We start from the raw sequence: 20,042 nt of genomic DNA, 5'->3' as shown, positions 1-20,042 counted from the left end.
GAGTGGCCTCTCCAGCGGACCGAGCCCCTATAATACCCGTTCACCGATGAGGCCTATGAAAGACATTCTCGTGCTCTATTACAGCCGTCACGGCGCCACGCGCGAGCTTGCGCTGGCGATCGCGCACGGCGTCGACAGCGTCCCCGGCATGCAGGCGCGCGTGCGCACCGTGCCGCCGGTTTCCAGCGTCTGCGAAGCGACCCAGCCGGATATTCCGGCAGAAGGTCCGCCCTATGTCGAACTGCGCGATCTCGAAGAATGCGCGGGCCTCGCGCTCGGTTCGCCCACCCGCTTCGGCAACATGGCTGCCTCGCTCAAATATTTTCTCGACGGCACCACGCCGCAGTGGCTGGCCGGCGCGCTCTCCGGCAAGCCCGCCTGTGTATTCACCTCCACCGGCAGTCTGCATGGTGGCCAGGAATCCACGTTGCTCTCCATGATGCTGCCGCTTCTGCATCACGGCATGCTGATCGTCGGCATTCCGTACACGGAGAGTGCATTGAGCACCACGCAAACCGGCGGCACGCCCTATGGCGCATCGCATTTCGCGCGCGCCGGCAGCGCCGACCAGGGCATCTCCGTCGACGAAAAAACGCTTGCCATCGCGCTAGGCGCACGCGTCGCGCGCACGGCGGCGTCCCTGAGCGAAAGGCCGTGAACGAGCCTCAGCGTGAACCGGCGGCCGGCTCGAAGGTAGGCCACGCAACGGTCCCATCCACGTCGACAAGCGCTATCCCGGTGCCGCGGAAAACCGGTGCCGCGCTCGGGGCCACGGCAACCCTGATCGCGCTGATCGTTCTGTGCGTCGCGTGGGAATGGTGGCTCGCGCCGCTGCGCCCAGGCGGCTCGGCGCTCGTGCTCAAAGCCGTACCGCTGCTGCTCGCCCTGCCCGGCGTGTGGCGGCACCGGCTGTACACGCTGCAGTGGGCGTCGATGCTGATCCTGCTGTATTTTGCCGAAGGCATCGTGCGCGGCTGGAGCGATCGCGGTTTGAGCGCACGTCTGGGCTGGCTGGAAACCGCGCTCGCCCTGGTGTTTTTCGTCTGCACGCTGGCCTATGTCGCACCGTTCAAGCGCGCGGCGAAACGCGCCGCCAAACAGGCTCGGCACCAGCCTGAAACATAGGCCGATGCGCGCAAGCTCTCCGGCCTTAGCCTCGACATCCCTGTCCGTCCCGAACAAGCCGACCGAACCAAGCTGACCGACCACCATGACCCAAACCGCCTTCCTCAGCGCCTGCCGCGACGCCATCGGCACGGCGCACGTGCTGACCGATCCGCACGACACCGCCCCGTATCTCACCGACTGGCGGCGCCGCTACACCGGCGCGGCTTGTGCAGTGCTCTGCCCCGCCACCTCCTCTGAAGTCGCGGCGCTCGTCAAACTCGCGGCGGAACATCGCATCGCTCTCGTGCCGCAAGGCGGCAACACGGGACTCGCCGGCGGCGCCACGCCGGACGCGAGCGGCGCGCAGGCGGTCATCAGCTTGCGGCGTCTGAATCGGGTGCGTGACATCGATCCGCACAACAACACGATCACGGTCGAAGCCGGCGTTCTCCTCGCCGACGTGCAGCGCCATGCCGTCGAGGCCGACCGCCTGTTTCCCCTGAGTCTCGCGGCTGAGGGCAGTTGCACGATCGGCGGCAATCTCGCCACCAATGCCGGCGGCACCGGCGTGCTGCGCTATGGCAACACGCGCGAGCTGTGTCTCGGCCTGGAGGTGGTCACGCCGCAAGGCGAGCTATGGGACGGCCTGCGCGGACTGCGCAAGGACAACACCGGCTACGATCTGCGCGATCTGTTCATCGGCGCGGAAGGTACGCTCGGCATCATCACCGCTGCCGTGCTGAAGCTGCATCCGCAACCGGCCGCGCGCGTCACGGCGCTGGCTGCGCTCGCCTCGCCGCATGCGGCGCTCGATTTCCTGTCGCTGACGCAACGCGTCGCCGGGCCGCTGCTAACCGGCTTCGAACTGATGTCGGACTTTTGTCTGCGGCTGGTCGGCCGGCATTTCGAACAGATGCGCTATCCGTTCGCCGGGTCGCACGCGCAAGTCGTACTGCTGGAATTGTCCGACAGCGAAAGCGAGGAGCACGCGCGCGGATTGTTCGAGCGTCTGATGGAAACCGCGCTTGCAGAAGGCCTCGTGCAGGACGCCGTGGTGGCCGAAAACCTCGCACAATCGCGCGCGTTCTGGAATCTGCGCGAGCATATTCCGCTCGCCCAGGCCGAGGAAGGTCTGAACATCAAGCACGATATCGCGGTGCCGATCTCGCGCATCGGCCACTTCATCGAGGAAACCGACGCCGCGATCGCCCAGGCCGTGCCGGGCGTTCGCATGGTGACGTTCGGCCATCTCGGCGACGGCAATCTGCACTACAACGTGCAGGCGCCGGAAGGTATCGATGCGAAGGCGTTCCTCAAGCAGTACCAGAGTCCGATCAACCAGATCGTGTACGACAGCGTGCATCGCCATCGCGGCAGCATCAGCGCGGAACATGGCCTGGGGCAATTGAAGATCGACGAAGCCATGCACTACAAGCAGGACGTCGAAGTGCAGATGATGCGCGCCGTCAAACGTGCGCTCGACCCGCTGGGCCTGATGAATCCGGGCAAGGTGCTACGCTAGCGTCTGAAGTTTGCGCCCCGCGCGGGGCCCTTTGCAGGAGTCGTGTCCGTGAAGATTCGAGTGTTGTCCGATCTGCATCTGGAGAATGACGAGCCGGAGTTGATCCCGCATGCGCAGGCCGATCTGATCGTGCTGGCCGGCGACATCCACAATCACGCGGCCGGACCGCGCTGGGCCGCGCAGACCTTCGACGACGCGGTGCCGATAGTCTACGTGCCAGGCAATCACGAGTACTACGACGGCGAATTCGGCGCGCTCGAGTCCGCCATGCACGACGCGGCGGCCCAGGTCGACAATGTGCACCTGCTGAACAACACCACGCTGGTGGACCCCGAGGGCCGCTGGCGCGTGCTCGGCACAACCTTGTGGACCGACTTCGCCTTATTCGGCGCCGACCCGGACACGCTGGCCGAATCGATTGGCGCGTCGCGCCGCGCCATGCTCGACTTTCGCGGCTTGATCCAGATGAACTGGCCGCACGACACCCACGACGCCAGCCGCGATTTCACGCCGGACGATTCGCTCGCGCTGCATCGGCACGCACGCGCGTGGCTCGAACAGGAACTCGCCAAACCGTTCGACGGCAAAACGATCGTCGTCACGCATCACGCGCCGCATCGGCTGAGTCTGGCGCAGCGTTATGCGGAAGATCGCGTGTCGGCGGGCTTCGTCAATCATCTGCCCGAGCTGGTGCGGGCGCCCGTGGCATTGTGGATTCATGGCCACACGCATACGCCCTTCGACTACACGGTGAACGGCACGCGCGTGGTCTGCAATCCGCGCGGCTATCTCGACCGGCGCACCGGCCAGCTGGAAAATCCGCTTTTTGCGTGGGACAAGGTCGTCGAAATCTAAGGCCGTCGAAAAATCTGGTTTCGTCGATCTGACGCGCAACCTGGTGCCGATCGGGGTGGCGAGGCGCACCGGGAGGCACTACGCTGTTGAGGTCGCCGCCGCCCGCGCCGGCTGTCTCCGGAGTTCGCTCATGTGTGGTCGAATCAGCCAGTACCGTGATCCGCATCTCTACGCCCAGCACCTCGGTCTCACCGACCCGCTCATGCTGTTCGACGCCGCCGACCGTCGTCCGGGTTACAACCTCGCGCCCGGCACTCATCCGCTCGCGATCTACCCCGACCAGACCCTGCATGCGATCCACTGGGGTTATTGCCCGGACTGGGCCCGCGAGCAGCACCTGCCGCAGACCATCAACGCGCGCGCCGAAGCCGCGCCGAGCGGGCGCTATTTCAAGGATCTTTGGGAAACGGGACGGGTGCTGGTGCCGGCGGACGGCTGGTTCGAGTGGCGGGCGGTCGGCGCGTCGGCCGGCGAGCCGGCGAACGGTGCGACGGATAGCGCGCCAAAAGACACAGCGCCGCGGCAGCCCTACTTCGTCCGCCTGAAGAGCGACGCGCCGATGTACCTCGCGGCGTTATCGAGCGTGCGCGGCAGCGAGCCGCAAACGGAAGGCATGGGATTGGTGATCGTGACGGCCACCGCGGACGCGGGCCTGATCGACGTGCACGACCGTCGCCCGCTGGTCTTCGCACCCGAGGCGGCACGACGCTGGCTGGACCCGGCCCTGCCGCTCGACGAACTCGAACAGCTGGCGCGGCGCGCCTGCCTGCCCGCCGGCCGCTTTCGCTGGCACCGGGTGAGTCAGGAGGTAGACCGCACGCTCAACGATGAACCGGGTTTGATCGAAGCGCTGCACTGACGGCGAGCGCCTTTACAGCAGAGGAAAAGACCTCGAATCTCAGCGATCTTGCCGTGCTGCCCGGCTATCCGGGTGTTCGACCTTGACCGGCACCAGTTGCGGCTGCTGTTCGCGCAAGCGGCGCAGCAAGTCGCGCGATGCGGCGATTCCGATCAGTCCAAACATGACGGCCACGCCGATCATCAGATGCGTATCCATGAGTCTCTCGTCCTTCAGTGATTGCGGTTTGCCGAACAGCGGCGAACTCAGCGCGTCCGGTTCATCCCGCAGCGCCTGATCGACACGTTAGCAAATCGACTGCGGCCGAGAAGTAAGGAAATGTTGCGACGCGGCAGTTGTGTAACAGCCTGTCACGCCGGCCTGCGCTCGAACGTCAATCAACCGTGAAACACGGCGACGCAACGCTCAGGTTCGCGCGAACTGACGCAACTCTTCGTGATCGCGGGCAAGCGTGGCAGGGAGTTCGTCGCGCAGAAACTCGACCCACGTGCGGATTTTGGCGTCCAGATATTGCCGCGAGGGGTACAGCGCGTACAGATTCATCTCCTGCGAGGTGTATTCGGGCAACAGCCACACCAGTTTCCCACTGCGTAGTCCGCTGATCGCCGAATAGAGCGGAATCAGCCCGACGCCCATGCCGCTCGACACCGCCACCGCCATCGCTTCGGCCACATTCACCTGGAAGGTGGTCGGGCCGAGTGCGATCGTTTCCTCGCCGTTCGGGCCGTCGAAGATCCATTTGTCGATGGGAAAAACCGGCGTCACCATTTGCAGACAGGTGTGCTGCGCAAGGTCGCCCGGGGTTTGCGGCACGCCGCGACGCTCCAGATAAGCCGGCGAAGCGCAGGCAATGCTGAACGCGCTGCCCAACCGCTGCGACACCAGCGCCGAATCCGACAGCCCGGTGGCCAGCGTGAGTGAAACGTCGAACCCTTCGTCGAGCAGATCCGGCATGCGCTGCGCCAGCGTCAGCTCGATATTCACGTCCGGATAGCGCTCCTGGTAACGGCCGACGGCCGGCACCACATAGTGCTGGCCGAAGCTCGTCATCGCATGAACCTTGAGCTTGCCGGACGGGCGCGCGTGGGCGTCGCTCGCCTCGGCTTCCGCCTGATCCACGTAGGCGAGGATCTGCTCGCAACGCTGCAGATAGCGCTCGCCCGCCTCGGTCAGCGCAATGCGCCGCGTCGTGCGGTTCAAAAGACGCGTGCGCAGATGCGCTTCCAGATCCGACACCGCACGCGACGCGTACGCCGTAGTCGTATTCAGATGCTGCGCGGCACCCGTAAAACTGCCCGCTTCGACGACGCGGACGAATACACGCATGTTTTGAAGCGTATCCATGACATCCCTTGGTGATCGGTAGCGATTGTTACACGATTCGCAAAGGCGATTGTCTCATATCGCGTAAAAATGCCTTGCATCTTTACCAGTTATTCCCCAATCGATCAAAAAATATAATGACGCCCATGCTTCTATGATCAATTTTGGAGGAATCGTGCAGTCTCCGGTACAAAGAGGGGTCGCCGCAGGGGCGGTTTTTACGATCCTATTAACAATCGCCGGCTGTGCAAGTACCGGTGGAGTCGCGCCGCAGACGCGCCAGACCACCCCCTCCACGCTCGACGTGGGCAACGCCATTCGCGCTGCCGATTCAGACGCCCAATGGCCGGTCGCCGACTGGTGGCGCGCCTATAACGATCCGCAGCTCAACCAGTGGATCGACGACGCCCAGGCCGGCAATCCGAATCTCGCCGCCGCGCAGGCGCGCGTGCGCGAAGCCATGTCGATGGCAGGCGTGGCACGCTCGGCGCTCGCGCCGCAGGTCAACGGCAGCATGTCGATCCAGCGTCAGAAATGGGCCGATAACGTTTACTACGGGCCCGGACCGCTTGCGGGCGAGCAGTCCTGGAACAACACCGGCACGCTCGGCCTGTCGTATCACCTCGATATCTGGGGCAAGGACAGGAACGCCGCCGAGCGCGCACTCGACGCCGCCCACGCGAGCGCCGCCGATGCGCGCGCCGCCCAGCTCGAATTGCAGGGCAACGTGGTGCGCACGTACATCGAGATGTCGCTGAACTACGCGCTGCTCGACATCGCCAAGGCGACCCTGCAGCAGCAACAGCAGATCGTCGATCTCGCCAACCGGCGTCTGAAAGGCGGCATCGGCACGCAACTCGAAGTGAGCCAGGCCGAAACGCCGATGCCGGAATACGAACGCCAGATCGACGAAATCGAAGAAAAGATCGCGTTGGGCCGCAACCAGCTGGCCGCACTGGCCGGTAAGGGTCCGGGCGCGGGCGATGCGATCCAGCGCCCGGGTTTGTCGCTCGATACCGGACCCGCCAGCCTGCCGGGCGCGTTGCCGGCGGATCTGATCGGCCATCGGCCGGACGTGGTCGCGGCGCGCTGGACGGTCGCTGCCCAGGCGCGCGGCATCGACGTCGCCAAGGCCGACTTTTATCCGGACATCAACCTGCTGGCGTCGATCGGCGGCTATGCGGCGATGGGGCCGCTGTTCCAGTTCCTGAAGAATCCGTCGCATAGCTGGAGCGCCGGGCCGGCGCTGTCGCTGCCGATCCTGGACGGCGGACGTCTGCGCTCGCAACTCGGCGCGGCATCGGCCGGTTATGACGTGGCGGTCGAGAGCTACAACCAGTCGATCGTCGGCGCGCTCAAGGACATCTCCGATCAGGTGATCCGCATTCGCTCGCTCGCCACCCAGGCGGACGATGCGGACCGTTCGGTCGCCGCTGCTCGCAAGAACTACGATTTGTCGCGCGAAGGTTATCGGCGCGGGCTGACCGACTATCTGAACGTGTTGGTCGCGCAAAACCAGTTGCTGCGCGCGCAGGAAGGCGTGGCGAAGATTCAGGCCGAACGGCTCGGCGCGCACGCGTCGTTGGTCATCGCGCTCGGCGGCGGTCTCGACGACCCGGCCAACGGCCCACAGGCGAACGAAACGTTGCCGGCGCATGGCAAGGGTAAGGGCGGCTCAGTGGGCAAACCCGCCGAGACGGAGAAGACGGTGAACCCGGCTGGTCAGGTGAGCATGGGTAGCCACGCGGGTGCCACGGCGACAGCGACAGCGGCTGCAACTGCGACTACAGCTGTGTCCGCCAATGCCAATGCTCCCACTGCCACTGCGCCCGCCACCGCGCGCCCTTCGGCCGACGCGCCGGCGGCTGAGTAAGGAAGCCGCCCATGTCAGCCTCCTCCTCTCCTGCCCCGCGCCCCACTTCGCTAGCCGCGTGGTACGCGGCGGCCGCCGACTGGGCGCGCACCGACGGCCTCACCTGGGTCTACCTGTTCAAGGCGCTGGCCGCCTGTTTCCTCGCGCTCGGCATCGCGATGAAGCTCGACTTGCCGCAACCGCGCACGGCGATGACCACCGTGTTCATCGTCATGCAGCCGCAAAGCGGCATGGTCTTCGCGAAAAGCTTCTACCGGATTTGCGGCACGCTGGTCGGCCTCGTCGTGATGCTGGCGCTGATCGGCCTGTTCTCCCAGCAACCCGAACTGTTTATCGTGACCACGGCGATCTGGGTCGGCATCTGCACGGCCGGCGCGGCGCGCAATCGCAACTTCAAATCCTACGGTTTCGTGCTCGCGGGCTACACCGCCGCATTGATCGGCATCCCCGCTTCGCAGCATCCCGACGGCGCGTTTCTCAGCGCGCTCACACGGGTGGCCGAGGTGGTGGTCGGCATCGTCTGCGCCGGCGCGGTGAGCGGACTCGTGTTTCCGCAGTTCGCAGGCTTGCAGATGCGCAGCACCGTGCGGGCGCGCTTTTCGGCGTTCGTCGAGTATGTGTCCGCGTCGCTCGCCGGGCATAACGACCGCGCGCAGATCGAGGCGACGAACGCGCGCTTCGTCGCCGACATCGTCGGTTTCGAAGCGGCGCGCAGCGTGGCCGTGTTCGAGGGCCCGGATTCGCGCATGCGTGGCGGCCGCCTCGCCCGCCTGAACAGTGAGTTCATGACTGCATCGACGCGCTTTCACGCCTTGCATCAATTGATGAACCGGTTGCGTCACACGGGCGTGAGCGGCGCGGCCGTCGCCGTCGAGGCGCTCGAACCGTATTTCAGGGAGATCGCCCCCCTGCTCGCGAAGTCGGGCGAGCCCGTGCTGAGCGCCGCCGATGCCGCGCAAGCCGCCGCGCAACTCGACGCCTACAAAAGCGCGTTGCCCAGGCGGGTGCGCGCGACACGCGCCGAACTGGAAGCGCATCCCGACGCGCCGCTGCTCGACTTCGACACCGGCGCGGAGTTGCTCTACCGCTTCATCGACGATCTGCATGCCTATGCGGCCACGTACGCATCGCTTGCGGTCGACACTCATGAGCGCGAACGCTGGATCGAGCGCTACGAGCCCAAGACCAACGCGATCGCGGCCGGCGTGTCGGGCGTGCGGGCCGCCGTCGTGATGATGGTGCTCGGCGCGTTCTGGATCGCGACCGCGTGGCCGAGCGGCTCGACCTTGACGCTGAACGCGGCCGCCGTGTGCGCGCTGGCGTCGTCGTCGCCGAATCCGAAGCGCACCGCGTTCCAGATGGCCGGCGGCACGCTGGTCGCCTCCGTCATGGGCATGATCGCCGTGTATGGCGTGTTTCCGCACGTCGACGGTTTTCCGTTGATGTGCGCGGTGCTTACGCCGTTCCTGCTGCTCGGCGTGTTCATGACGACGCGGCCCGCGCTGGCCGGTTACGGCGTCGGCTACTGCATCTTTTTCTGTTTTCTCGCCGGCCCGGACAACGTGATTCATTACGACCCGAGCGGCACCATCAACGACGCGCTTGCACTGGTGCTGTCGATGCTGGTGTCGTCGGTCGCGTTTGCGGTCTTGCTGCCGCCGTCGACGCCGTGGCTGCGCAATCGTCTGCTGGTGGATCTGCGCCGTCAGGTGGTGCTGGCGAGCCGCGCCGGCATGCGGCGGGTGCGCTCGCGCTTCGAGAGCGGCGCGCGCGATCTGATGTTCCAGATCAACGCGCTCGCCCCGAACGAGCCGGCACTCAAGCGCGATACCTTGCGCTGGCTGTTCTCGGTGCTCGAAGTGGGCAACGCGGTGATCGATCTGCGCCGTGAAGTGGCCGCGCTGCCCGCCGACGCACGTTATGCGAAGTCGATGCCGTGGCGCGTCTCGTTACGTGCGATGCGCGACGCGCTGGCCGCGCTGTTCGAGCGGCCGCGCGAGGACCGCTTCGACCGCGCGCTCGCCGCAACCACCGACGCTATCGCCGCGGTTCAACAGATGCTCGCCGCCTTCACGCCGCCGCGTGAGGAGCGTCATCAATTGCAACGCATCCTGAGTCAATTGCATTTCATTCGTACCGCGCTGCTCGATCCGCAATCGCCGCTTGAGCCGTTGATGAGCGCACGGGCCGACGCGTCAGAAGGAGTTCGTCATGCCACGTGATGTCGCCGTTTTCGATGCTTACGTGCCGGCCATCGTGCTGCTGTTCGTTGCGGGCGCCGCGCTTACCTGGTTGTTGGACCGCGTGATCGCCTATACGGGCCTGTATCGCGTGGTGTGGCATCCGTCCTTGTTCCGGGCCAGCTTGCTCGTGTGTGTGTGCGGCGTGCTTGGTCTCGCCGTTTATCGTTGATCAGAGTCGAATCATGACCATCCGAAATATCGTTGGCTTCGTTGCGACAGCCATTATTTTTGTTATCGCGATCCTGATTGGTCGCGTGTTGTGGGTTCACTACATGGATGAACCGTGGACCCGCGATGGGCGCGTGCGCGCCGAGATCGTCAACGTCGCGCCGGATGTGTCGGGCGCCGTGGTCGATCTGCCGGTGAAGGACAATCAACTGGTGAAGAAGGGCGATCTGTTGATGCAGATCGATCCGTCGCACTATGAGATCGCGGTCGAGCAGGCGGCAGCCGCGGTGGCCGCACGCAAGGCCGAATTGCAGATGAAGCGCGACGATGCGCAGCGGCGTGCGGATATGGATGCGCTGGTGGTGTCGAAAGAGAGTCGCGAGAATGCGACGCATACGGCTTCTGCTGCGGAGGCTTCGTATCAGCAGGCGCTGGCTGCGCTCGATGCGGCGAAGCTGAATCTGGCGCGGACGCGGGTGGTGTCGCCGGTGGATGGCTACGTGACGAATCTGAGCGTGTTTCGCGGCGATTATGCGACGGCTGGGTCAGCCAAGCTGGCGATCGTCGATAGCCATTCGTTCTGGGTGTATGGGTATTTTGAGGAGACCAAGCTGCCTCATGTGCGTGTTGGGGATAAGGCGCAGATCCGGTTGATGAGCGGTGGGACCTTGCAGGGGCATGTCGAGAGTATTTCCCGAGGGATTTACGATCGGGACAATCCGGAGAGTCGCGAGTTGCTTGCGGATGTGAATCCGACTTTCAACTGGGTGCGGTTGGCGCAGCGGGTGCCGGTCAGGGTGAAGATTGATTCCGTGCCGGAGGATGTGGTTCTGGCGGCGGGGATTACTTGTACGGTTGTTGTTACGCCTGGGTGAGGTTTTTTTGCCGGCTGCGCGGCGGCTTTTTTTGGGGGTGGCGTATTGGGGGGGGGTTGGTTTTTTGGGTTGTTGGCCTTTCCTTGAAGTCATGGTGGTGCCCCCCCGCACAGGGGGAACACTAATAGACCACCGTGACCTCAAGGAAAGGCCAACAACCCAACAACCCAACAACCCAAAAAACCAAAACCAAGCCGCCGAGCAGGCAAAAAACCACCCCTACAACCTGAACTTCCCCACCATCGCCTTCAACCCTCTCGCCTGATCATCCAACGATCTAGCCGCCGCCGTAGCCTGCTCCACAAGCGCCGCATTCTGCTGCGTCCCGGAATCCATCTGCGTCACCGCGAGGTTCACTTCCTCGATCCCAGCACTCTGCTCCGAAGACGCCGCCGAAATCTCCCCCATGATGTCCGTCACCCGCTTCACCGCTTTGACGACTTCATCCATGGTCTGCCCGGCGTTCTGCGCCAACGCCGAGCCATTGCCCACGCGCTCGACCGACGTGCTGATCAACCCTTTGATCTCCTTCGCCGCCGCCGCGCTGCGCTGCGCCAGATTGCGCACCTCCGCCGCGACCACCGAGAATCCACGCCCCTCTTCGCCCGCGCGCGCCGCCTCGACCGCCGCGTTCAACGCGAGAATATTGGTCTGAAACGCAATCCCCTCGATCACGCCAATGATGTCGCCAATACTGCGCGCACTCTCATTGATGTCGTTCATCGTCGCCACCACCCGGCCCACCACCGACCCGCCCTTCTCCGCGATTTCCGACGCGTTGTTGGCCAACGTGCTCGCCTGCTTCGCGTTGTCGGCGTTCTGCCGTACCGTGGACGTCAACTGTTCCATACTGCTCGCGGTCCGCTCGAGCGCCATCGCCTGCTGTTCGGTACGCTGCGACAGGTCCAGATTGCCCATCGCAATCTGTCCCGACGCAGTCGCAATCGCATCCGCGCTCGATGCAATGTCGGCAACCGTCGTCGCCAGTCCGCTCTGCATGTCGTGCAGCGCATACAGCATGCTCGAGCTGTCCTTGCGGCCCAGCGCAATCGGATTCGACAGATCGCCCGCCGCAATCCGGCTGGCAATTTCCTTGGCGTACGCCGGTTCGCCGCCAAGCTGGCCCGCCAGCCGCCGCACCACCCATTCGCTGATGCCGAACGCCAGCACGATCAGACCGATCGTCATCAGCGCCATCATCACGAACGACGAATGGTAAATAAACCCTGATGCCTCGATCGTCGCCTTCGCCGCAGTGCCGCGCTGCGCTACGAGTTCGTCGACGATCTTTTCGAGCTTTTCGGTTTCGACCAGCAACGACACGTCCTGCGTGCCAACCTGCCAGTTCATCTGCGACAGGTCGAGCGGCTGCGCCTTGACGAGCGTCACGAAGTCGCGCAGATGGCCGCTCCAGAGCGCCACGCCGGCGGCAAATTTCTTCTGCTGCCCGACCGACTTCGCGTCGGAAGTGTCGACGTACTTTTGCAAGGTGCCGAGTTCCACGGCAAGTCCGTTCAAGTCCGTGTCGATGTCGGTGCCGAGCTCGTCGCGCTCTTTCGCGGTGGTCGCGGTGAGCAGCATTTTCTGCGCGCGGCTCGCGCGCAGCATGTGACCGCGCGCTTCTTCGGCAGCGCGGCTGGCCACGTGGCCCTGATCGTAGATGGATTGGGTGGACGCATTCAGGCGGCTGATCTGTGTCAGCGAAAACACGCCGATCGCCAGCGTGCCGATCAGCAGCACGGCGAACGCGAGGCGCAACATCGCCTTCACCGACAAACCCTTGAACCTCACCACCCCGGCGCGGCGACTCTGGCCACGCGCGGGCGGCTTGCCCGTCGCCTCTGCCTGCGCCACGAACCCCTTCTGCTTGCCCAGCGACACTGCTTTCATATTCCCCGTCCCCACTTATAGAGCTGCCGGAAAGGTCGGTTCCGGCATTGCTACTTATCCGTGCGTGTTTACGGCCTGAACATCGGCGATCTTTAACGTTCTCGCTCAATGACCGGCCGCCCGTCACCCGGCTTCGAACGCGCCGTTTTGTAAGCTTCGCGCCCGCGACGGTTTTTATACATGGCCAAAAATCTCCGGGCTCACTTTTATGAAAATGCTTACCAAGCCTGCGCCGCGATCGTGACCGATGCCGAAAGTGTCCGATTCGCGACAAAACTTGTCCTTACAATTCGCTCAAGCCAATTTAAACTTCGACAAATAGCTAACAAACGCCGAAAAGCGCGACGTAATGTCGCAGCAACGGGCCTGTCCGGCCACGACGGCGATTTCGACTCATCACCCGCAGTTTTTCTTCTCTCCTGTCTAGCGTATGGAAACGAGCCTCGATAAAAGCGCCCTCGCCGGCGCGCCAGCCGGCACCCCCGCCGCCGCGCAACCGGCCGCCAAAGTCCAGCGCACGGTGTATTCCGTGCTCGGTGCGATCAGCTTCACGCACCTGCTCAACGACATGATCCAGTCGTTGATCCTGGCGATCTACCCGATGCTGAAAGACAACTTCTCGTTGTCGTTCGGGCAGATCGGCCTGATCACGTTGACCTATCAGATCACCGCGTCGCTGCTGCAACCGCTGGTCGGCACTTACACCGACAAGCATCCGAAGCCGTATTCGCTGCCCGTCGGCATGGGCTTCACGCTCGCCGGCCTGCTGCTGATGTCGGTCGCGCCGAGCTTCGGCGTGCTGCTGGTGGCAGCGGCGCTGGTCGGCTGCGGTTCGTCGGTGTTTCATCCGGAATCGTCGCGAGTGGCGCGCATGGCCTCGGGCGGCCGTCACGGTCTCGCGCAGTCGCTGTTCCAGGTGGGCGGCAACGCGGGCTCGTCGCTCGGACCGCTGCTCGCGGCACTGATCGTGATTCCGCATGGCCAGCGCAGCATTGCGTGGTTCTCGGTGGCGGCGCTCGTCGCGATCGTCGTGCTGACGCAGATCGGCCGCTGGTACAAGCAGCATCCGTCGGTGAAGAAAGCCCGCGCGCAAACCTCGCACGCCACGCTCTCACGCAACCAGGTGATGTTCGCGATGAGCGTGCTGATGCTGCTGGTGTTCTCGAAGTACTTCTACCTCGCGAGCATCAACAGCTACTTCACCTTCTACCTGATCGACAAGTTCCACTTGCCGGTGCAGACCGCTCAGATCCATCTGTTCGTGTTCCTCGCGGCGGTGGCGGCGGGTACGGTGATCGGTGGTCCGATCGGCGACCGGATCGGCCGCAAGTACGTGATCTGGGTGTCGATCCTCGGCGTGGCGCCGTTCACGCTGCTGCTGCCGTACGCCAATCTGTTCTGGACCGGCGTGCTGACGGTGCTGATCGGCATCGTGCTCGCCTCGGCGTTCTCGGCGATTCTCGTGTACGCCCAGGAGCTGATTCCGGGCAAGGTCGGGATGGTGGCCGGACTCTTCTTCGGTTTCGCGTTCGGCATGGGCGGGATCGGCGCGGCGGTGCTCGGGCAACTGGCCGACGCGACCAGCATCACGTACGTGTACAAGGTCTGCTCGTTCCTGCCGCTGATCGGCGTGCTGACGGTGTTCTTGCCGGACGTCGAAGGCAAGCGCGCGAAAGCCTGACGATCGGATCGTTTCGGCACGACTGAGAAAAGGCGCTACGGCGCCTTTTTTCTTTGACGGGACACCCACGCGACGAATGCCCGCGCTCATGGTGAACCCGCGTTGTCCGCGAGGCCGCGCCTGCTCTATGCTTGTGCGATTCCTACCCTGCTCGTGCGCCGCCCACCCTGCAGCCGCACGGCCCGCCATCCGACTCCTCACGCAGCCGAAGGATCGCCGCAGATGACAAGCTATCGCGACTTCCACCGCCGTTCGATCGAGAACCCTGAAGATTTCTGGCGCGACGAGGCGCGGCGCATCCACTGGCATACGCCGTTCGACACGGTGCTGGATCGCTCGAATCCGCCGTTCGCGCGCTGGTTCGTCGGCGGACGCACCAACCTGTGTCACAACGCGGTCGATCGTCACCTGGCCGCGCGCGCGCAGCAGAACGCACTGGTCTATGTCTCGACGGAAACCGGCATCGAGCGACGCTACACCTACGCCGAGCTCTACGCGGAAATCAACCGCATGGCCGCCGTGATGCGCTCGCTCGGCGTGAAGCGCGGCGACGTCGTGCTGCTCTATCTGCCGATGATTCCCGAGGCGCTGTTCGCGATGCTCGCCTGCGCGCGCCTCGGCGCGATTCACTCGGTGGTGTTCGGCGGCTTCGCGGCGCCTAATCTCGCGGCCCGCATCGACGACGCGAAACCCGTGCTGATCGTCACCGCCGACGCCGGCGCGCGCGGCGGCAAGGTGATCGACTACACGCCGCTCGTAGACGAAGCGTTGGCGCGCGCGAATCACAAGACGCCGCACGTGCTGCTGATCGATCGGCAACTCGCGCCCGAACGTCTGAACGCCAGCTATCTGGTCAGCTACGAACCGCTGCGCGAACAGTTCTTCGACGCCCACGTGCCGTGCGAATGGCTGGAGTCCAACGAGCCTTCCTACGTGCTGTACACGTCGGGCACCACCGGCAAGCCCAAGGGCGTGCAACGCGACGTCGGCGGCTATGCGGTGGCGCTGGCGGCATCGATGGAACACATTTTTCAGGGCCAGCCCGGCGACACGATGTTCACGGCATCGGACGTGGGCTGGGTGGTCGGCCACAGCTACATCATCTATGCCCCGCTGATCGCGGGCCTGACGACCGTGATGTACGAAGGCACGCCGATTCGCCCCGACGGCGGCATCTGGTGGCGGCTCGTCGAACAGCACAGGATCAATCTGATGTTCACCGCGCCGACCGCCCTGCGCGTGCTGAAAAAACAGGACCCCAAACTGCTTAAACAAGCCGATCTGTCGAGCCTGCGCAGCTTGTTTCTGGCGGGCGAACCGCTCGACGAGCCGACCGCCGCATGGATCGCCGACGCGCTCGGCAAGCCGGTGATCGACAACTACTGGCAGACCGAAACCGGCTGGCCGATGCTGGCAATCCCGCGCGGCGTCGAGGCGCTGCCCACCAAACTCGGCTCGCCGGGCGTGCCGTCGGCGGGCTTCGATCTGAGCTTGCGCAACGAACTCACCGGCGAGCCTTGCACGCCTGGCGAGAAAGGTGTGCTCACGCTGGGCTATCCGTTGCCGCCGGGCTGCATGTCGACCGTGTGGGGCGACGACAGGCGCTTCGTCAGCACGTACTGGTCGAGCATTCCGAACCAGCAGGTCTATTCGACCTTCGACTGGGGCATTCAGGACGAAGACGGTTACGTGACGATCCTCGGCCGCACCGACGACGTGATCAACGTGGCGGGCCATCGGCTCGGCACGCGCGAGATCGAGGAGGCGTTGTCGAGCCACGCGGCCGTCGCCGAGGTGGCGGTGGTCGGCGTGACGGATGCGCTGAAAGGTCAGGCGGCGATGGCCTTCGTCGTACTGCGCGACGCGCAAGCCTTCGCGGACGGAAAGAAGCGCACGAAGCTCGAAGCCGAACTCACGGCGACGGTCGATCGCCAACTTGGCGCGATTGCCCGGCCGGCGCGCGTGGTGGTGGTGTCGATGCTGCCGAAGACGCGCTCCGGCAAGCTGCTGAGGCGCGCGATCGCGGCGCTTGCCGAGGGTCGCGAGCCAGGCGATTTGCCGACGATCGAAGATCCGGCGGCGTTGCAGCAGGTGCGCGAGGCGCTAGGGGAGACCGGCAGTAAAAAGAGCTAGGCCGCCGAACCGCGCGCCGCCAGAAAGCGCGTGAGAATCGCGTTCGAATACGTGCCGGCGATCTCCGTGAGAAAGGCCACGAACGAAGCTGGCGCGTGGTCGTCGGCGGTATCGGAAATGGTGCGCACGACCGCGCAAGGCACGCCGTATTCGTGGCAAACCTGCGCAATCGCCGCGCCTTCCATCTCGACCGCGAGCGCATCCGGCAACGCATCGCGCAAGGCCTGGACGCCTGCCGCGCTCGCCACGAACTGATCGCCGCTAATGATCAGGCCGCGATGCACGCGCGGCTCGCGGGTGCCGAAACGCGCGGCCGTCGCCGCGCCCTCTTCCGCGATAAAGCGTTCACAGGCTGCGGCTAGTTGGCTGGCGAGCGATGCGTTCGCGGAGAAACGCGACACGCCCAGCAGCGGCACTTCGAAGCGCGGGAACAGCGGCGACGCGTCGAGATCGTGTTGCAGCAACTCGCTCGCCACGACGATATCGCCGACCCGCACCTCCTGCCCCACTCCGCCGGCGACGCCGGTGAAAACCACCGCTTCGACATCGAACGCATGGATCAACGCGCTGACCGTGGCCGCCGCCGCGACCTTGCCGACGCGCGCCAGTGTGACGACGCACGGCGCGCCGTGGAAGGTGCCCAGGTGATAGTCCCGCTGACCGTGCGTGATCGTGCGCAGACCGGACTCGGCGCGCATCGCTTCGATCAGGTCGCCGAGTTCCTGCGGCAAGGCCGCGAGAATGCCGAGCGGACGATGCGAAACCGGGGCGCCGCTGCGAACCGTATCGTCGCCAGGTGCGCTCATTCCACCGCCTGCAATTTGGCTACCGCGAGCGCCAGCCACTTCTCGCCATGGCGCTTGAATTTGACTTGCGCCTTGGCGTCGACGCCACCGCCTTCGAGCGCGGTGATCGTGCCTTCGCCGAACTTCGTGTGGAACACCTGCTGGCCGACCCGGAAACCGGTCTCGGCAGCCCGCTGCTCGTTCGCGAAGGCGGGCAACTGCGCCGGTGTCGACGAGGCGGGGCCCGTGTAACCCGGCCGCGAGAACCAGTCGCGCCCATAACCGGCGTTGTCCGAGCGGCCGCCCCAACGCGCGCCCGCCTCGACCTTCGGCGTGAGCCACTTGAGCGTTTCCTGCGGCAATTCGTCGAAGAAACGCGAGCGGATGTTGTAGCGCGTCTGGCCGTGCAACATGCGGCTTTGCGCAAACGACAGATACAAGCGCTCTTTCGCCCGCGTGATCGCCACGTACATCAAACGACGCTCCTCTTCCAGCCCGTCCGATTCCATCGCGCTGTTCTCGTGCGGGAACAACCCCTCTTCGAGACCGGTGATGAACACTGCGGTGAACTCGAGGCCCTTGGCCGCGTGCACCGTCATCAGCTGCACGGCTTCCTGGCCCGCTTGCGCCTGGTTGTCGCCCGCTTCCAGCGACGCGTGCGACAGGAAGCCCGCGAGCGGCGTCATCGTGTCGGGGTTTTGCGCCGGATCGGCGATGCCCGGTGCGTCCAGCACGACAGTGTTCGGGTCGTCGGTTTCGACGGCCAGTTCGGGCGCCGAGGTCGCGCCCGGGCGCAGCGGAATCGAGCGCGCCGGCGTGTCCATGCCGTAGCCCTCTTCGCTGACGAATGCGGCGGCCGCGTTGACCAGTTCCTGCAAGTTCTCCAGCCGGTCCTGGCCCTCACGTTCGTTCTGGTAGAACTCGGAGAGACCGCTCGCGCGAACCACGTATTCGACGGTTTCCGGCAAGCTCATCTGCTGCGTTTCCGCGCGCATCTTGCCGACCAGGTTCGCAAAGCCGGCGAGACTCGAACCCGCCTTGCCCGCGACATAGGGAATCGCCGCAGCCATCGAGCAGTTGTACAGACGCGCCGCGTCCGCGAGTTGCTCGATGGAGCGCGCGCCGATGCCGCGCGTTGGGAAATTGACCACGCGCGCGAACGCGGTGTCGTCGTTCGGATTGTCGATCAGGCGCAGATAGGCGAGCGCGTGCTTGACTTCCTGACGCTCGAAAAAGCGCAAGCCGCCATACACACGATACGCGATGCCCGCATTGACCAGCGTGTGTTCGATCGTGCGCGACTGCGCATTGCTGCGATACAGGATCGCGATTTCGCTGCGCGAGGTGCCCGTGCTGATGAGCGCCTTGATTTCCTCGACGATCCAACCGGCTTCCTGCGAATCGGTGGCGGATTCGTACACGCGCACCGGTTCGCCGTGACCCGCGTCGGTACGCAGGTTTTTGCCCAGCCGCCGCGAGTTGTTGGCGATCAGCTGATTGGCGGCATCGAGAATATGGCCGTGCGAGCGATAGTTCTGCTCGAGCTTGATCAGGTGACGGACATTGAACTCGTGTTCGAAGTCGCGCATGTTGCCGACGTTCGCGCCGCGGAAGGCGTAGATCGACTGATCGTCGTCGCCGACCGCGAAGATCGAGTTGGTCTGGCCCGCCAGCATTTTGAGCCACGCGTACTGCAGCTTGTTGGTGTCCTGGAACTCGTCGACCAGAATGTGGCGGAAGCGCGCCTGATAGTGGGCGCGCAGCGGCGGATTGTGCGCGAGCAATTCATAGCAGCGCAGCAGCAGTTCCGGGAAATCGACCACGCCTTCGCGCTGGCATTGCTGGTCGTAGGCCTCGTAGAGTTCGACGAATTTGAGGTTGAAGTTGTCGGTGGCGTCGACGTCTTTCGGGCGCAGGCCTTGTTCCTTCGCGTTGTTGATGAAGTACTGGAGATTTTTCGCCGGGTACTTTTCGTCGTCGACGTTGAGGCCCTTCATGAGACGCTTGATCGCGGAGAGCTGGTCGGCGGTGTCGAGAATCTGGAAGGTGGCCGGCAGGCCGGCATCGCGGTGATGGGCGCGCAGCATGCGGTTGCAGAGGCCGTGGAAGGTGCCGATCCACATGCCGCGCGTGTCGATGGGGAGAAGCGCCGAAAGGCGCGACATCATTTCGCGGGCGGCCTTATTCGTGAAGGTCACGGCGAGCACGGTGGCGGGCGAGGCCAGACCGTGCTGGATGAGCCATGCGATGCGTGTGATGAGCACGCGGGTTTTGCCGCTACCCGCGCCGGCGAGGATGAGCGCGGGTTCGTTGGGGAGCGTGACGGCGGCGTGTTGTTCGGGGTTGAGATTGGCTAGCAGGTCGGGCATTTGTCTGGAGGGGCGGCAGGTCGTGCGACATTATATGCCCCGGCGGGGGCGGCGCTTTTTTGTGTTTCTGACTGGCGGTTGGTGGGGTTTTTGTCTGCCTGGCGGGGTGGGGTTGGTCTTTGGTTTTTGCGGTTTTTGGCCTTTGGTTTTTGCGTTTTTTGGCCTTTCCTTGAGGTCATGGTGGTCTATTAGCGTTCCCCCTGTGCGGGGGGGCACTCACTTTCTTTGCCGCCGTGTATGGACTCGGGACATGGGTAACACCCGTAACGGGACATGGGTAACACATTTATCCGGTCATTCCGTCATGTTCATGTCGATGGTGTGGAAGTGATGATGGGCGATGTAAAGGTCGTAGCAGT

16 protein-coding genes are annotated in these 20,042 nt (G+C 64.5%); 11 read left to right on the top strand and 5 right to left on the bottom strand.

Annotated elements, in window-relative coordinates; translation table 11 throughout:
- The first annotated feature begins 55 nt into the window (after positions 1-55).
- The 5 genes from wrbA to FQ705_RS25660 all read left to right on the top strand — a co-directional run bounded on the left by wrbA (position 56) and on the right by FQ705_RS25660 (position 4,343).
- Positions 56-658: an NAD(P)H:quinone oxidoreductase gene (gene wrbA, locus FQ705_RS25680; RefSeq protein ID WP_144145842.1), complete on the top strand. Its 603-nt coding sequence runs from the start codon at positions 56-58 to the stop codon at positions 656-658.
- Positions 655-1,125 (top strand): DUF2069 domain-containing protein, encoded by a 471-nt coding sequence (locus FQ705_RS25675; protein WP_144145840.1) that lies wholly within the window; start codon positions 655-657, stop codon positions 1,123-1,125. Before wrbA ends, FQ705_RS25675 begins: the two co-directional genes overlap by 4 nt.
- Before the next feature lie 85 nt (positions 1,126-1,210).
- The gene (locus tag FQ705_RS25670) at positions 1,211-2,629 is read left to right on the top strand and encodes an FAD-binding oxidoreductase (protein ID WP_144145838.1); all 1,419 of its coding nucleotides are present in this window, start codon (positions 1,211-1,213) and stop codon (positions 2,627-2,629) included.
- A 48-nt stretch (positions 2,630-2,677) separates the two neighbouring features.
- Positions 2,678-3,484, top strand: a complete 807-nt coding sequence (locus tag FQ705_RS25665) for a metallophosphoesterase (RefSeq protein ID WP_144145836.1) — start codon at positions 2,678-2,680, stop codon at positions 3,482-3,484.
- A 130-nt stretch (positions 3,485-3,614) separates the two neighbouring features.
- Complete coding sequence (locus tag FQ705_RS25660) at positions 3,615-4,343, top strand: SOS response-associated peptidase (RefSeq protein WP_144145834.1); 729 nt, start codon at positions 3,615-3,617, stop codon at positions 4,341-4,343.
- Between the two features lie 39 nt (positions 4,344-4,382).
- Here the strand turns inward: FQ705_RS25660 and FQ705_RS34205 are convergent, their stop codons facing one another.
- Entirely contained in the window at positions 4,383-4,541 is a 159-nt protein-coding gene (locus FQ705_RS34205; protein WP_186307997.1) for a hypothetical protein, read from the bottom strand.
- 207 nt (positions 4,542-4,748) lie between these two features.
- The gene (locus FQ705_RS25655; RefSeq protein WP_144145832.1) at positions 4,749-5,687 is read right to left on the bottom strand and encodes a LysR family transcriptional regulator; all 939 of its coding nucleotides are present in this window, start codon (positions 5,685-5,687) and stop codon (positions 4,749-4,751) included.
- Between the two features lie 154 nt (positions 5,688-5,841).
- Here FQ705_RS25655 and FQ705_RS25650 point away from each other — a divergent pair, with 154 nt between their 5' ends.
- From FQ705_RS25650 to FQ705_RS25635, 4 genes are read left to right on the top strand one after another with little or no spacing between them, the layout of a single operon-like run.
- Positions 5,842-7,539, top strand: coding sequence for an efflux transporter outer membrane subunit (locus FQ705_RS25650; RefSeq protein ID WP_144145830.1), 1,698 nt, complete (start codon positions 5,842-5,844; stop codon positions 7,537-7,539).
- An 11-nt stretch (positions 7,540-7,550) separates the two neighbouring features.
- Positions 7,551-9,761: an FUSC family protein gene (locus FQ705_RS25645; protein WP_144145828.1), complete on the top strand. Its 2,211-nt coding sequence runs from the start codon at positions 7,551-7,553 to the stop codon at positions 9,759-9,761.
- Positions 9,751-9,951: a DUF1656 domain-containing protein gene (locus tag FQ705_RS25640; RefSeq protein ID WP_144145826.1), complete on the top strand. Its 201-nt coding sequence runs from the start codon at positions 9,751-9,753 to the stop codon at positions 9,949-9,951. The genes FQ705_RS25645 and FQ705_RS25640 overlap by 11 nt, the downstream gene beginning before the upstream one ends.
- Positions 9,952-9,964: 13 nt before the next feature.
- Positions 9,965-10,825 carry an HlyD family secretion protein gene (locus FQ705_RS25635; protein WP_144146659.1) on the top strand — a complete coding sequence of 287 codons (861 nt, stop codon included), beginning with the start codon at positions 9,965-9,967 and terminating at the stop codon, positions 10,823-10,825.
- A 219-nt stretch (positions 10,826-11,044) separates the two neighbouring features.
- Here the strand turns inward: FQ705_RS25635 and FQ705_RS25630 are convergent, their stop codons facing one another.
- A complete protein-coding gene (locus FQ705_RS25630) occupies positions 11,045-12,715 on the bottom strand; it encodes a methyl-accepting chemotaxis protein (protein ID WP_144145824.1) in 1,671 nt (556 codons plus the stop codon).
- Positions 12,716-13,145: 430 nt separating this feature from the next.
- Here FQ705_RS25630 and FQ705_RS25625 point away from each other — a divergent pair, with 430 nt between their 5' ends.
- Together FQ705_RS25625 and FQ705_RS25620 are read left to right on the top strand one after the other, a co-directional pair.
- Positions 13,146-14,396, top strand: a complete 1,251-nt coding sequence (locus FQ705_RS25625; RefSeq protein WP_144145822.1) for an MFS transporter — start codon at positions 13,146-13,148, stop codon at positions 14,394-14,396.
- 153 nt (positions 14,397-14,549) lie between these two features.
- Entirely contained in the window at positions 14,550-16,529 is a 1,980-nt protein-coding gene (locus tag FQ705_RS25620) for a propionate--CoA ligase (protein ID WP_409934736.1), read from the top strand.
- Here FQ705_RS25620 and FQ705_RS25615 read toward each other — a convergent pair.
- A complete protein-coding gene (locus FQ705_RS25615; protein ID WP_144145818.1) occupies positions 16,526-17,335 on the bottom strand; it encodes a 5'-methylthioadenosine/adenosylhomocysteine nucleosidase in 810 nt (269 codons plus the stop codon). The genes FQ705_RS25620 and FQ705_RS25615 overlap by 4 nt on opposite strands.
- Positions 17,332-19,683: a UvrD-helicase domain-containing protein gene (locus tag FQ705_RS25610; protein WP_144145816.1), complete on the bottom strand. Its 2,352-nt coding sequence runs from the start codon at positions 19,681-19,683 to the stop codon at positions 17,332-17,334. Before FQ705_RS25610 ends, FQ705_RS25615 begins: the two co-directional genes overlap by 4 nt.
- Positions 19,684-20,042: the final 359 nt, after the last annotated feature.

Source organism: Paraburkholderia sp. BCC1884, assembly GCF_900996225.1.
GTDB lineage: Bacteria > Pseudomonadota > Gammaproteobacteria > Burkholderiales > Burkholderiaceae > Paraburkholderia.
Note: the sequence above shows the minus strand (reverse complement) of the source record. Positions and strands in the feature narration are given on the sequence as shown.

Bases quoted from the DNA above. Each gene is read 5' to 3' on its own strand.
- FQ705_RS25610 (WP_144145816.1), bottom strand. From the start codon at position 19,683: ATGCCCGACCTGCTAGCCAATCTCAACCCCGAACAACACGCCGCCGTC.
- wrbA (WP_144145842.1), top strand. From the start codon at position 56: ATGAAAGACATTCTCGTGCTCTATTACAGCCGTCACGGCGCCACGCGC.
- FQ705_RS25635 (WP_144146659.1), top strand. From the start codon at position 9,965: ATGACCATCCGAAATATCGTTGGCTTCGTTGCGACAGCCATTATTTTT.
- FQ705_RS25645 (WP_144145828.1), top strand. From the start codon at position 7,551: ATGTCAGCCTCCTCCTCTCCTGCCCCGCGCCCCACTTCGCTAGCCGCG.
- FQ705_RS25630 (WP_144145824.1), bottom strand. From the start codon at position 12,715: ATGAAAGCAGTGTCGCTGGGCAAGCAGAAGGGGTTCGTGGCGCAGGCA.
- FQ705_RS25670 (WP_144145838.1), top strand. From the start codon at position 1,211: ATGACCCAAACCGCCTTCCTCAGCGCCTGCCGCGACGCCATCGGCACG.
- FQ705_RS25625 (WP_144145822.1), top strand. From the start codon at position 13,146: ATGGAAACGAGCCTCGATAAAAGCGCCCTCGCCGGCGCGCCAGCCGGC.
- FQ705_RS25655 (WP_144145832.1), bottom strand. From the start codon at position 5,687: ATGGATACGCTTCAAAACATGCGTGTATTCGTCCGCGTCGTCGAAGCG.
- FQ705_RS25660 (WP_144145834.1), top strand. From the start codon at position 3,615: ATGTGTGGTCGAATCAGCCAGTACCGTGATCCGCATCTCTACGCCCAG.
- FQ705_RS34205 (WP_186307997.1), bottom strand. From the start codon at position 4,541: ATGGATACGCATCTGATGATCGGCGTGGCCGTCATGTTTGGACTGATC.
- FQ705_RS25640 (WP_144145826.1), top strand. From the start codon at position 9,751: ATGCCACGTGATGTCGCCGTTTTCGATGCTTACGTGCCGGCCATCGTG.
- FQ705_RS25615 (WP_144145818.1), bottom strand. From the start codon at position 17,335: ATGAGCGCACCTGGCGACGATACGGTTCGCAGCGGCGCCCCGGTTTCG.